The organism is Paenibacillus montaniterrae (assembly GCF_018403185.1).
GTDB classification, from domain to species: domain Bacteria; phylum Bacillota; class Bacilli; order Paenibacillales; family Paenibacillaceae; genus Pristimantibacillus; species Pristimantibacillus montaniterrae.
Genome location: NZ_BOSE01000011.1, coordinates 119,281 through 132,959, shown reverse-complemented (window position 1 = coordinate 132,959; position 13,679 = coordinate 119,281). Strand labels below are relative to the sequence as shown.

Here is a 13,679-nt window from a genome sequence, read left to right as displayed (position 1 = left end):
CTCATATAATCGGACAAGCCCCAAACAAGGCTTCTAGATATAAAAAAAGCAGCGCCGGCCTAGCGCTGCTTTTTTTGTATATTCATATTCAAATATCCCGCCGACTATGCTACGAAGCAATCACATCGTCATCAAAGTCGAGCATTTTGAGCGGTCCTTTCAATGATGGCTCAAAATGCTCGGCTTTCAGGTCCAAGAAGATGGCACGATACTAGAAGGCGAGGAGCGCTAGCTGCGGCAACAAGCTACGTGAGCACCTCCAATGTTTCCGCAGGAAACATACATCGGAAGCATAACCTTTCGCTAGCGTTCAAGATTCGCCGTCGAATCAGCCACAGAGAAGTTACCTCGTCATCAAAGTCGAGCATTTTGAGCTACCTCTATTATTCGCCGCCCATAAATAAGTACTTGTAGACAATAATAACAACCAACACCCATAGCAGCCAGTGAACCTTGTACTTGCCTTTTTTCGCAAGATTTGCTGCTGTTGCAAGAACGGCATAGAACACAAGACCGAAGGAAATCCCATGCGCGATGCTGTATGTGAAAGGCATGAATACGATAATGAAAAATGCCGGGATCGCATAAACCATATCTGTAAAGTCAATTTCCTTCACGGATTGCATCATAAGCACGCCAACGATGATAAGCGCTGCTGATGTAGCTGCTCCTGGCACTAGCAGAACTAGCGGGAACAAGAAGATCGATAGCAGGAAGCAAATACCTGTCGTTACTGCAGTTAGACCAGAACGGCCACCTTGCGCAATACCGGCAGAGCTTTCTACAAACGCCGTTACTGTGCTTGTCCCTAGTACAGCACCGCCGCTTACGCCGATCGCATCAACAAACATCGCTTTACCGATGCGCTTCTTACCTTCAACCGGATCCTTCATAATGCCGGCGCGAGTCGCTGTGCCGACCAATGTGCCGAATGTATCGAACAGCTCGACAAATGTAAAGGTCAAAATAACGGTAATCAAACCAACTTCAACTACACCTGCAAAATCAAAATCAGCGAAATGCATCGTAGAGAAGCTTGGCAGCCAGGAGTTGTTCGAGAACGTCTCGCCAACATTTACATAACCGCCGATAATCGCAATAATAGTCGTCGCTACAATTCCCCATAAAATCGCACCTGGCACGCGCATTACCATAAGAATCGCAATAATCGCAAGCGCAATAACTGTATAGGCAACACCAGAGTTGTGAAGATCACCCAAGGAGATCAAGGTGCTGCCATCCTCAAAAGCAATAATGCTCATAATTCCACTATTTTTCATACCGATTACAGTAATAAACAAGCCGATACCAACCGTAATGGCATGCTTCAAGCTATCAGGCACAGCATCAACGAGCATTTGGCGAATTTGCGTAATCGTCAAAATGATGAAGATGATACCTGAAATGAAAACCGCTGTTAGTCCCATCGCTGGGCTAATAGGTGTGTCGGTTGCTGCTGACGCAACGACAACTGACGCAAAATATGCATTAAGTCCCATACCTGGCGCAACTGCAACAGGGAAATTAACAAAAAGCCCCATCGCAATTGTGAAAATACCCGCTGCAAGCGCAGTTGCTAAAAACACTCCTTCAAAGCTTAACCCCGTACCATTGCTTAAAATGCCTGGATTGACAGCCAGAATGTAAGCCATTGTCATGAAAGTCGTTAGACCTGCCATAATTTCAGTTCTGACGTTTGTTCCTAGTTCCTTTAGACGAAAGAAACGCTCCATTTTGAATATAACCTCCCAAAATTTTGATGGAACAAGCAAAAAAGCCTCGGAAAAAATGCTATATCGCATTTCCCTAGGCTTTGCAAAAAGGAGAAAAATATTCCACCGGCCTTGTGGATTTTTTCTCACCTTTCGTAGCCAGATCATTTACGGTGACCTCGTAGAGACTCTCAAGCCAATTCTTGAGATTATACGAAAGAATATGCTTTTGTTGTATTCCGTCTACAATTCTATCGACATTGTGACAATTTTGTCAATAAGTTTACGAATATTTTCTAAGAAAAATCAATTTATTATTCGTATTTTTACTTATCCAAAAATGCCGGAATAGCGATCAGCACCAACAGGGCAAGCAGTACGAGCCAGCTGCGTGGATTGCCATAATTCAACGACCAGCCAACCCCGAAGCGCTTTTCAACAAAAATCGCTGGATCATTCGGATTCCAGTAGAAGAGACCGGCTTTCCAATGCTTATCGTGATCTGCGACATGAACCATTGTTTCGTTTTTCCGCTCCTTAAGAACAATGCGCGAGCCACCTTGACCAAGCTTCAGGCTCAACGTAATCGCACCAATGATTAAAAGGCCAACCACGACTAGCGCAACCACGGTAATTCTGTTCGGATCCCATTGCTCTAGTGTTGATAATTGCATCAAGCACATCAACAGCGTAACTAGAAAACCAGCGATTGCGCAGTACACTGACCAAGCATATCTGAACAGTCGATTGCGCTCAAGCGAGCCTTCTGGATCATGGCTTTCAATAACCTGCTTAGCCTTCACAATCGAATAGTGCACGAATAGAAATACGATGACAACCGCCAACGCTACGAAAGACAGCATCAGCACAGCCGGGATCGATTTCTCAACTGCTCGCGTTACCTCTCCATCAAAGCCATATTGCATTGGCAGCATATCTGGAAAATCATCATAGCGAATCAAGCTGAATGCCATCGTTAACGCTACAATTAGCAAATGAGGAATGTACCAGGCTATCGAGATGACAAACGGCGTTTGATGGAAATTAGTTTGTACGACAACCCGCTGAACAGAAAGCTGCTCATTGTACCACGGCTGCTGCTGCTTCCAGCTTTTGATCGCGCGATGAGACGTATAATAGGCAACAAATGTAAGGAGCGCATAGATAAAAATAGATGCTGTATAGCTCCATACGAGTACTGTTTCTTTCAGATCCTGCTGCAATAGCAGGTATAAGCCAACGATGATTACAAGCCCCAATCCAAGGCAAGTTAGCATATAGCGTTTAATATGACCTGCGATAAAGGGCTGAGATTTTTCTTGCTCAGGAATCGTTACCCCAAATGCTTCTGTTTTTCTTGTCATTACTGGTGTTAGCGCTGTGATCGCAAAGATTGGCAAAAGCATGCCCAGCATAATCCACAATGCAATTCCTGTCATAACTTTCATCTCCCTACCTATTTAAATAGTTTTTTACTTTTATCTTTCCTAATCCGCTTTAAGCTCCTTGTACACCTGCTCAAGCAACTCAAGCATTTTCTCACGCTCCATGCCGCGGCATATTGCTTCTGCAATAATCGGCTTTAGCCGTTCCTTCTGACGCTGCTTGAATGAAGCGTCTGCTACCGGAAACGACACCGGCTCAATGATTACTCCTTGCTTGCGGTTTATTTGCACATAACCTTCCTGCTTAAGCAAATGATACGCTTTATTCACCGTATGCAGGTTGACTCCGAGGTCTACGGCCAAGGAACGGACTGAAGGCAGGCCTTCGCCTTTAACCAGCTCCCCTTTCGCAATTCCTTCAATAATTGCTTCAGCAATTTGCGTATATATCGGCGTTTCAGATTGTAGATCAATCGCCAACAGCAACATGAGCACCCCCTTATTTAGGATTCAGTTATTAGAAAAAACGGCTATACCAATGACTACTCGTTCTATCTGTTATATATAGTGTATAACAACTAGAACGAGTATGCAAGATTAATTTCAAAAAAATCGTTCAGTCAAGACCGTATCATAATTTGTCACAAAAAATTAACATTTGCAGGTTTTTGCTGCTTATTTCATATCGCTATCGCAACTTCCACTGGCATGCTGTCGTTTAACCTAATGTCATTCAAGTAAACAAATTTTATATATAGCATGTTAAGGAGAGTCAAGTATGAAACCACTATTTAAAGTACTAGCTGCAAGCGTAGCGACGCTAAGCATAACCGCAGCACCGCTTGCCAATTTGCCTTATTCCTCTCAGGCGCAAGCCGCTCAAGCGCAAACTGTTTCCACACAGCAGCAAGCTCAGCTTATAGGCAAAGATCGTTTTCAATTTACTAGAAACAGCAACATCTTTTATGTGAATGGAGTCGCTTCAACCTCCGATGAAAATGTTGCCGTAGTAAAAGGCGCTACATATGTACAATTAAAAAGCATCGCCACTGCTTACGGATTTAAGCTAAGCTACAACAGTGCAACAAAGGAATCGGTTGCTGCCTACGGCAATTTGAAAATCTCCTTCAAGCAAAATGAAAGCACAATGAAGGTTAATGGTAAAAGCGTCAAAACTGGCGGCAAGGTCTTTTCTCAAAACGGTAATCTTATGGTGCCGCTTAGAGCGTGGGCTGATGCTACAGGCAGTACCTTGCAGGCAAACGGCATTCATTTAAGCTTGTCCTGGAATACGCAGCCGAAAGCTGTGTTTACAGTGAATGAGAAACAAATTATCGCAGGTGAAACCACTGTCACGACAAAGGATCAAGCCTCGTCAAGTCTTGGATTTAAAATCGTTGAAGAGAAATGGGAAGGTTTGGAGAAGGTTTATTCCGAGCCTGGTCAATACACCATCTCACGCAGCGTCAAGGATAGCCGTGGCATTTGGAGCGAGCCTTATCAGGTAACAATTACCGTTGAAAAACCAAATACGCCGCCAGTCGCAGAATTCACCACAGAGAAATCGACTTACAAAATCGGCGAGCCTGTCTACTACACGAATAAAAGCCATGACGACGGTAAAATAGTTCGCAATACATGGACAGGTAATGAGCCTGCATTTTTTAAGGCTGGAACCTATACGATCAAGCTAGAGGTTCAGGATGATCGCGGCGCAACCTCACAAGTCGAAAAGCAAATTACGGTTACAGATGAAGTGATGTATACGAAAGAGCAGTTTTATCTTAACTTTGCATCACAAGGCGACAAAATTCCAATCGACTCAAGCTTCTCGCTTAGCGTACCAACAGTAACCTATGGCATTGAGTCTGAGGATATGACTGCAGTCAGAACGAATAGCCCTGAGCAGCTGCAAGGACCAGCTATTGACTATTCAGACAGCATTGCAGGAGCAGTTCGTTTCAACATTCATAAGCAAAATATTTCTGACAAGCCTTTGGAGCTGCATCTCGTTGCAACGAATGAAGGCGATACAGCTACAACAGTTTCAAAAAATCGCTTCAGCTTTGCAGGTCCAGCAACCTATGTATCGCAAAGCGGTAAAACGGCGGCATCTCGCTTCCTGGAAGAGCTGCTGGCTCCGCTTGAACCAGAATCAATCACGTTGCAGCCAGGTGAAAGCGTTGAGCTGATTACAGGGGTTCCAGCAATTTCTGCTGGCAAAACGCTCACAATTTTCGGCGAATACTACAGCCCGTCTCCGATTCGTTATACGCTAGTCGTAACTGAGAAAAACGGCGACGGTATTGCATCACTTGACACGCTAACGCAAAGCGAGCATGACGGCAAGCATATTCGCGGCACCTTCTCAGGCGGAAACCGTGAAATTATTGTTGATAAGCTGCTAGGTGAAACTGGCGCTGAAAAGCTTGTGCTTGGCGATAAAACGCAAGTATACGACAAGCTGTTGACTGGTGTTGATGCAGTAACTGGTGAAGAAATTATCAATTACGGCAATGGCGGAACAGTCTATAACATGACATTTAATATTGCTCCACATACAGCAGTGCTATTGAATCCGCGTGGCGGACATTATGGCGGCGCATTTATTGTAAATGAAAAAATTGTACAGATTACAAATAACAGCATTCTTAAAGGTCAAGAAGAGGCGGCATTCCTATATCGCAGCGGAAACTTCCAGGAGTCAATCAGCATTTCATACGTTGTTGCTCCAGGCAGCAACATGCCATTGCATCTCTTGTTTGTGCCGGTTCCGTCCTTGAATGCTGAAGAGGACAATGCTGCAGCTACTAACGAGGCTGAGCAGCAGGAACAAGCTGAGCAGACAGCTAACCAAGAGCAAGCCGTTGGTCAAGAGCAAACTCAGCAATAATCGCTTATCATATGCAACAGGCTAGCTTAACTCTTCTTGTTGAAGAGGCTAAGCTAGCCTTTTTTTATTGAAGGTTTGCTTTCAGCAAGAGCTTTTTGCAGAGCAAGCAAGGCTATAGCGAGTAAATATCCTGCACAATCGTTTTAAGCGTAGCCAGCTCCAGGCTTGCTGATTCTGCGTCCTTACTGTCAACTGCCGCCCTTAATCGGTTTATGCTTTCATATAGCCGTTCGTACTCTCCCTCATCACCCAGCAATTGAATTTTCCATTTATTTTTATCGTAGGCTTCCACAAGTGTATTAAGCTGAGGCGATAATGCCTCCCAATCCTCAGAAATAAGCTGCTGCTCAATCGCATTCATTTGTACTTTAAACTCTTTGCTTCCTGTAGAACAACCAGATAGAACGATAAACGCAAGCAGCATTAAAGATATTCTTTTAACCATCTTCTCTTGGCCTCCTAACCCGTGCATATTCAATCTTAGAATTTCCCATAATAATCTAAGCTTATTCAAACGCTTAAGAGGAGGCTGCAGGATGCCAGAGTACTTGCTCATACTTATTCGTTCTACTGTCGCATTTATCGTTTTGCTTGGCCTAACGAGAATTATGGGAAAGAAGCAGCTCTCACAGCTAACCTTCTTTGACTATATCGTAGGGATTACAATTGGATCGATTGCTGCAACGATGTCGGTTGATCAAAACATTAAAATATCAAATGGATTGGTTTCCCTCATCGTATGGGGCTTGATTCCGATTCTGCTCGCCTATCTTGGCTTAAAATCAGGTACCTTCTTGCGCGTTACAGATGGGAGACCATCGATTATTATTAAGCAGGGGCAGGTACTTGAGAAGGAAATGAAAAAGAACCAGCTTGCGGTTGATGAGCTTATGATGATGCTGCGCGAAAAAGGTGTTTTCAAGGTTGACGACGTAGAAATTGCAATCTTTGAAACAAATGGCGAGCTTAGTGTGATGAAGAAAACAGATGCTGATTCCATTACACCAAGTACGCTGGGGTTAAAGGTAAAAAGAGAGGAAGCTCCATCATTACTTATTGTGGACGGTCATATTCTGCATGAAAATCTTAATTTGCTGGAGCTTGACAGACAATGGCTAATGAAAGAAATAAAAAAGCAAGGCGCTTATGATGAAAAGGATGTTTTTATCGCACAGGTCGATTCCAATAAACAGCTCTACGTCGATTTATATCAGGATGACAGAACTGAGCATTAAAGCGGCAAACGCTGCAAGCTGCTATATACACGAAAGAGGGGTTCAATAGCCAGCGAAAACTGACGATCCGAACCCCTCTTCCTGTTTGTACATCACTTTATATGTGCAATTAAGAGCGTTTCCACTCAAAGCCAACCTTGTCCAAAAATGCCCGGGCAAGCACCATATGTCCTGCAGTAGTTGGATGAACTCGATCCCATGCCAAGGCTGCCGCATATAGCTCTTCCAGCACCGGATTAAAGGCTGCCTGCGTATCAACGAATAAAATGTCATCGTGTTCCGCTGCAATTTTACGCACGATCGCACCATACTCATCCATTTTGGCGCGCATTTTGTCCTGCGCATTGCTTTCCAAATAAAAAGGAGTCATTAAAACTAGACCCTTCAAGTTAGGCTTCGTCTCGCTTACCAGCTTGCGCAGCGTTGCTTCATACTCATCGGCGTAAACATGATTTTCTTTAATGAACGGTGTATCGAATTGCCGCCAAACATCATTAATGCCGATCATAATCGCTAGCCTGTCCGGCTTCTGCTCAAGCACATCCTCCTGCCATCTGGCATTCAGATCACGCACAGTATTGCCGCTAAGACCTTTATTTACTACACGAATGCCCAACTCAGGATAAACAGCCTGCAGCAACGCATCAACGAGTGAAACATAGCCTCTGCCTAGTGCACCAAATAAGCCTTCGCCCTCCGGCTTCTTACGCTCGCAATCTGTAATCGAATCGCCGATAAATAACAATTTGTCTCCCTTAGTTAACAACATCGCCTACACGTCCCCTTTAATAGAAATAGATTTCGTTCAAGACTGACATCTATTTTATTGTACAGCACCTTGGGCGATTCATCTACTGTTGGCAGCGCTACGGAGCAATGCATCCTCCAGTCGCTTTTTAAATCAGCGCTCCGGAACAAAGCATCCTACAGTCGCTTTTTAAATCGTAATGCTCTTATTTGAATTTTTAAGGTTGCATTACGATGTTAAAGGCGACACACTTCGTTTTTCGGATGCTTTGCTCCTTCGCTGTAGCTCTTTTAGGGCTTTTAGGACAAACAAGATGAAGTAAAAGCCTAGCAAGCACCCAAAGGCGCTGTCCGAAGCCACCTTGACGGGGTACAGTGAAGGTTTAAAGAATGCAGGTAACGTTAAATGATCAAATTCGTGTTTATCGAAATCTAATGAATTTTCATAACGTTAATGACGCTAAACTACCTTGGTTACAGTGGAAATCGTCAAATAAGACGCAATACATTCATTAGAACCGAGAACAGCTTTATTTGTCTCGAATAACGTTCTTCAGTTTCCTTAGCTTAAAGACTTAAAGGCTAATCACTTTGCGATGTATGTCAATCAACTGCTCTGCATTTAGTTCTGCTGTGCTGGCGTAGGTGTGGTGGGCATGCGGGAAATGCTCTTGCTTGCCTATCGCTATCGCCGTCATATCGGCTGCAATGATCGCTTCTACGCCTGCAACTGCATCCTCGATGCCAACGCATGCTTTCGGCTCTACGCCTAGCTGCTGTGCAGCTGCCAAAAATACTTCGGGATCTGGCTTGGAGTTTTTAATTGTAGCTGCATCGACGATTACATCAAACTGCTGCTCCATTTGCAAGTTTCGAATGACAGCAAAGGCATTTTTGCTTGCTGAGGCGATCGCCGTCTTAATGCCTCTTTGCTTCAAATCAGCAATCAGCTCAGGAATGCCCGGCAGTACATCAGAAGGCTTGATTTGCGAGATTAGCTGCTTATAGAGCTCATTTTTACGCTCTGCCAATTCATGAAGCTGTTGCTCGCTATATTGAAGCTCTGTCGGAGACAGGCTGAGCAGCAAGCGAAGCGACTCAAGCCGTGATACTCCTTTAAGCTTTTCGTTAAATTCTCTCGTAAATGGCAGCTTCAATTCATCGCCAATTGCTTTCCAGGCGAGATAATGATGCTCCGCCGTATCGGTAATGACACCATCAAGGTCGAATATTACAGCCTGCAATTCGATCGTCATCCTGTCAACGCCTCACTTTCCTACTGTATAATTGTGCTGCAGCTTGTATGGGACCTGCTGAGCTAATGCTACCGGTTGATCATTCAGCAATATCGTCAAAGGCTCGCCCGATTGCAGCGTAACCTCGACTCCATCCTTATTCACCTTCACTTCGATGGTGCGCTGCTTATATTGCAGCTTGAACTGATAGTGATCCCAATCGTTCGGCAGCTTAGGAGATAGCGACAAAGCATCCGGCTTAATGCGCACGCCGCCAAAGCCAAATACGATCGCCATCCATGTGCCTCCCATATTGGCAAGATGCAAGCCATCCTTTGTATTGCCATGCGTATTGTCCAAATCAAGGCGTGCCGTCTCCTTGAAATAATGGTACGCTTTTTCGTCATAGCCTATTTTCGAAGCCATAATGCTGAAAATACAGCTGGACAAGGAGGAATCATGCGTCGTAATGCGCTCATAATAATCATAGGAGTGCTTGATCGTCTCAACTTTCTGCTCATCCTCCAACAGAAAATGCGCCAGAACTGTATCTGCTTGCTTGCACACCTGGTAGCGATAAATCGTTAGCGGGTGATAATGCAGCAGCAATGGATATTTTTCCTTTGGCGTGTTGGCAAAATCCCACACCTGCTTGTTCAAGAAGGAATCATCCTGCGGGTTAATATCGAGCGCTGCATCATATGGCAAATACATCATTTGTGCTGCTTTGCTCCATGATGCAATTTCCTCTGCAGTCAGCTCCAGCTGCTGCACCAGCTGTTGATAGCGATCCGGATTAGACTGCCGCACAAGCTCGATTGCCTTGGCTGCCCATGCCAGATTATGCTTGGCCATCACATTTGTATAATAGTTATTGTTGACGCAGCATGTATACTCATCAGGCCCCGTCACTTCATCAATATAGAAGCGGCCATTGCGCTCATGTCCGATTTCGATCCATAGTCTCGCCGTTTCAGCAAGCACCTCGCAGCCGTAATCCGCTAAAAATGCCACATCCTCTGTTGCCATATAGTATTGAATGTAGCTATAGGCAATATCTGCGCTAATATGATATTGCGCAGTACCAGACGGGAAGAAGGAGGAGCATTCCGTCCCTGCAATCGTGCGCCACGGATACAGCGCGCCTTTCTTGTGGCCCATTTCCTGCGCCCGCTGCTTGGCAAATGGCAAAATATGATAGCGATACAGCAACAGCTGCTTGGCAATATCGGGCTGTGTAAGCAAAAAGACAGGGAACATATAAATTTCCGTATCCCAGAAATAATGCCCTTCATAGCCTTCACCCGACAAGCCTTTGGCGGCAATATTGCTGTACTGGTCGCGCCCTGCCGATTGCAATAGCTGGAACAGGTTAAAACGAATGCCCTCCTGCAGGTCAGAATCGTTGGAGATGACTATATCAGAGCGAAGCCAAAAGTCCTGTACATATTGCTTCTGCGCCGCGAGCTGCTCAGCAAAGCTGCTTGCTGCAAGTGCGCCAGCTTTTTGCCGGGCAATTTGCAGACATTGCTCGCCATGACGCAGCGTATCGGTATATACATTCCATTTTGTAAATGAAACCGGCCCATTCGCATTGAAGGTAACCGAATAGCTAACCAGCTTCTCCTCTGTCGCATGCTCTGCATGCTCAGCACTGGAATGACTGTAGGCAGTTGCACAGCTGACAGACAGCTTGGAGGTTAGCGTCTCATTTTGCACAAAGTCGATGCCGTTCTCCGTTCCGATCGCTGTCGTGGTCAGCAGCTTGGCATGACCTGAAGCCACTCGCGGATCATTGACCGCTGTATAATTTTCTACATCCCCTTGAACCGTTGAAACAACCGTAATCGGGCCGTTTACAGACAGAGGATTGATCGCAACATCGATCGCAAACAGCTCGCGTGCTGCAAAGGATACTAGGCGGCGGAAGGTCAGCTTCAGCTCCTGGCCTAACGGAGATTTCCAATGAATGCGACGCTCTGCATAGCCTTCATCCAGCTTCAGCTCCCGCTCATAGGTAAGCAGCTCGCCTGAAAACATACTAAAGCGTTCCTTTGCTTCTCCTACATAAATGTCGATTCCTTGCGCGTCAATAATGTTGACCAGCTTTTGCTGGGTGGAAGGAAAGCCGTACAGCTTCTCACCATACGGAATCGTAATAACATCATGGAAGGCGTTAATATAGCTGCCGCGAATGCTTTGCATATCGGCGCGATAGCCCTCCTCAAAATTACCGCGTACACCCAAATAGCCGTTTCCGAGCGCAAAGATACTTTCCTGATTTAATAGATCAGCCTGCTTAAGCGACTGATCGTGAATAGACCATGTCATGGCGTTAACTCCTGTTCTGCTTATTTTGAAGTGACGACAACTTCAAAGCCTGTTGTATTATTAAGAATGGTCGCTTTAGTCTGATCCGTTTCCTGATCGATGTAGACATAAATATCAAGCACGCCAGAGCCAATCGTTAAGCCGACGACATTCAGCTCCTGGATGTCAAGCGGCAAGCCTGGCGTCAGGCTGATTTTTTGTTGCAGCAAATCAACCTGCAAGCCCAGCATCGACTGCAGCATCACAAAGGCCGTCGCTGCTGACCAAGCCTGTGGCGAGCAAGTCGTAGGATATGGAACGAGACGATCACATTCATGCTTGCTATAGCCACAAAACAGCTCTGGGAAGCGCTGCTCTGGAACTTCAGCCGCAGTCCGCAGCAGCCCGGAAACAATCATTCTCGCTTCCTTAAACCGCCCACTGCGCAAGCAGCCAAGCAAAATCATTCCATTATCATGCGGCCATACGCTGCCATTATGATAGCTCATCGGATAGTAGCCTGTTGAAAGGCTGCTCATCGTACGTATGCCAAAGCCTGTGAACATATCCTCAGCAAGCAGGCGCTCGCCAAGCTTCTCAGCAAGCCGAGGCTGCAGCATCGAGGCAAGCAGCAAATGCCCCGGGTTAGAGGTAATCGAACGAACAGGCTTTAACTCCCCATCGAGCGCAATGCTGAAATATTGCTCTTCTTCCAGCCAGAAGTATTGCTCAATATGATTAGCCAGCTGTTCAGCCTGCCGCTTTAGCTGCTCGCTTCTCTCACGCTGCTTGAGCGATTCATAGATTTCCGAAAGTCCTTGCTTGGCATAGCAAATATAGCCCTGCACCTCAACCAGTGCAATTGGCGCTGCTGCGAGCTTGCCCTCCTGATGGACAATGCTGTTGGCGGAATCCTTCCAGCCTTGATTGGGAAAGCCTTGCTCAGCTTCCTGCTTATACGTAAGAAAGCCTGCCGGATTGCTTTGGCTGCGACGATCAATCCAGTCCAATGCCGCATCAATCGCCGATTGCAGCTCAGCAACGATTGACGTATCGCCGCTCCATTTTACATATTCCACAAGCAAAACGAGAAAGAGCGGAGTAGAATCGACGCCTCCATAGTACGGGGAAAATGGCGATTGACCGGTTTGCACCAGCTCGCCAAAACGAATTTCGTGCATGATCTTGCCCCGTTCCTCGTCGCGCCACGGATCATTCGTCTTGCCTTGATAGGCTGCAAGCGTGCGCAGCGTGCCAAGCGCATGTGACGGATGCAGCGGCAGCATAAACAAAGACGTGATCAGGCTATCTCTGCCAAATACAGTAGCGAACCATGGCAAGCCGGCCACTGTTGTCCGTCCATGGCCGATATCGATTTGCAGCATGCGCAAATCCTGCAGGCTCCGCTCATAAAGCGCATTAAACAAGGAATTGGAGCTCGTGACGCGCGTGTTGCCCATCAACCAACGATTATAGCTTTGCGTCAAGCTTTGCAGCGCTTGGCTATAGGAGGCGATGCTTGCTGCAGCAGCCGGATTCTCCGTCTCCCCGAGCAGCGGCACGATCGCCAGCTCTATTAGCTGATGCTCGCCTGCCGCCAACGAAAGCTGATACTCGAGCATTTGCTCCTGCTGATGAACGATCGGCTCGCTCTGCCAATATACCAATGTGCGCCGCAATTGCTCATCCCTGCCCATATACTGCAGCTGCAGGCTATTATTGCGGTATACAGTCTCCAGCCGCTCTCCCACCTCGCCCGTGCGATAGCGACGTACAATAAACATATCCTGAAAATCCGCATCAAATTGCAGTGTCAGCTTAATAGACTGGCTCGTTAAAAAATAGTTGGTGACTAACAGCTGCTCATGCAGCACACCATCGTGGATGAAGCTGCTGCGTTTCAGCTCAATTGCTCCAACATCTTTAACCTCATGCTTCAAGAGCGTCGTCAGCATATAGCTTTCTGACGAGCCACTGCCAAGCAGCTGGGGCAGCTCATCATTAACGCGCAGCTGATAGTGGCTGAGGAAGCGAGTATCCTTCATATACAAGCCGTGACCCGCTTCCTGCTGCTGATCGGCATTGCCGTAGGCGTCAGTTACATAGAAAAGTGAATCTTCCATTATGACCTTGTTGCTCATAGTACTCCTTTTCTGCATGGG

Annotated in this window: 10 protein-coding genes and 1 riboswitch; of the genes, 2 read left to right on the top strand and 8 right to left on the bottom strand. The window is 46.1% G+C overall.

Going from position 1 to position 13,679, the window contains the following annotated elements; all coding sequences use genetic code 11:
* Positions 1–383: 383 nt before the first annotated feature.
* The 3 genes from KJS52_RS22850 to KJS52_RS22840 all read right to left on the bottom strand — a co-directional run bounded on the left by KJS52_RS22850 (position 384) and on the right by KJS52_RS22840 (position 3,583).
* Positions 384–1,733, bottom strand: a complete 1,350-nt coding sequence (locus tag KJS52_RS22850) for an NCS2 family permease (RefSeq protein ID WP_213519614.1) — start codon at positions 1,731–1,733, stop codon at positions 384–386.
* A 115-nt stretch (positions 1,734–1,848) separates the two neighbouring features.
* Positions 1,849–1,949: riboswitch (purine riboswitch) on the bottom strand.
* A gap of 89 nt (positions 1,950–2,038) precedes the next feature.
* Positions 2,039–3,151, bottom strand: coding sequence for a DUF1648 domain-containing protein (locus tag KJS52_RS22845; RefSeq protein ID WP_213519613.1), 1,113 nt, complete (start codon positions 3,149–3,151; stop codon positions 2,039–2,041).
* Between the two features lie 48 nt (positions 3,152–3,199).
* On the bottom strand, positions 3,200–3,583 hold the full coding sequence (locus tag KJS52_RS22840) for a GntR family transcriptional regulator (protein WP_213519663.1): 384 nt from the start codon (positions 3,581–3,583) through the stop codon (positions 3,200–3,202).
* A 292-nt stretch (positions 3,584–3,875) separates the two neighbouring features.
* Between KJS52_RS22840 and KJS52_RS22835 the strand changes: the two genes are divergently transcribed.
* Positions 3,876–5,990 (top strand): stalk domain-containing protein, encoded by a 2,115-nt coding sequence (locus tag KJS52_RS22835; RefSeq protein WP_213519612.1) that lies wholly within the window; start codon positions 3,876–3,878, stop codon positions 5,988–5,990.
* 112 nt (positions 5,991–6,102) lie between these two features.
* On the opposite strand, the gene KJS52_RS22830 is transcribed toward KJS52_RS22835, so the two are convergent.
* Positions 6,103–6,435: a DUF4363 family protein gene (locus KJS52_RS22830; protein WP_213519611.1), complete on the bottom strand. Its 333-nt coding sequence runs from the start codon at positions 6,433–6,435 to the stop codon at positions 6,103–6,105.
* Positions 6,436–6,526: 91 nt separating this feature from the next.
* On the opposite strand from KJS52_RS22830, the gene KJS52_RS22825 reads away from it, so the two are divergent.
* The gene (locus KJS52_RS22825; protein ID WP_213519610.1) at positions 6,527–7,225 is read left to right on the top strand and encodes a DUF421 domain-containing protein; all 699 of its coding nucleotides are present in this window, start codon (positions 6,527–6,529) and stop codon (positions 7,223–7,225) included.
* 109 nt (positions 7,226–7,334) lie between these two features.
* On the opposite strand, the gene KJS52_RS22820 is transcribed toward KJS52_RS22825, so the two are convergent.
* The 4 genes from KJS52_RS22820 to KJS52_RS22805 all read right to left on the bottom strand — a co-directional run bounded on the left by KJS52_RS22820 (position 7,335) and on the right by KJS52_RS22805 (position 13,658).
* Positions 7,335–7,994, bottom strand: coding sequence for an SGNH/GDSL hydrolase family protein (locus KJS52_RS22820; protein WP_213519609.1), 660 nt, complete (start codon positions 7,992–7,994; stop codon positions 7,335–7,337).
* Positions 7,995–8,547: 553 nt separating this feature from the next.
* Positions 8,548–9,228, bottom strand: a complete 681-nt coding sequence (gene pgmB, locus KJS52_RS22815) for a beta-phosphoglucomutase (protein ID WP_213519608.1) — start codon at positions 9,226–9,228, stop codon at positions 8,548–8,550.
* A 12-nt stretch (positions 9,229–9,240) separates the two neighbouring features.
* The gene (locus KJS52_RS22810) at positions 9,241–11,538 is read right to left on the bottom strand and encodes a glycoside hydrolase family 65 protein (protein ID WP_213519607.1); all 2,298 of its coding nucleotides are present in this window, start codon (positions 11,536–11,538) and stop codon (positions 9,241–9,243) included.
* Between the two features lie 20 nt (positions 11,539–11,558).
* Entirely contained in the window at positions 11,559–13,658 is a 2,100-nt protein-coding gene (locus KJS52_RS22805) for an amylo-alpha-1,6-glucosidase (protein ID WP_213519606.1), read from the bottom strand.
* Between the last annotated feature and the right edge of the window lie 21 nt (positions 13,659–13,679).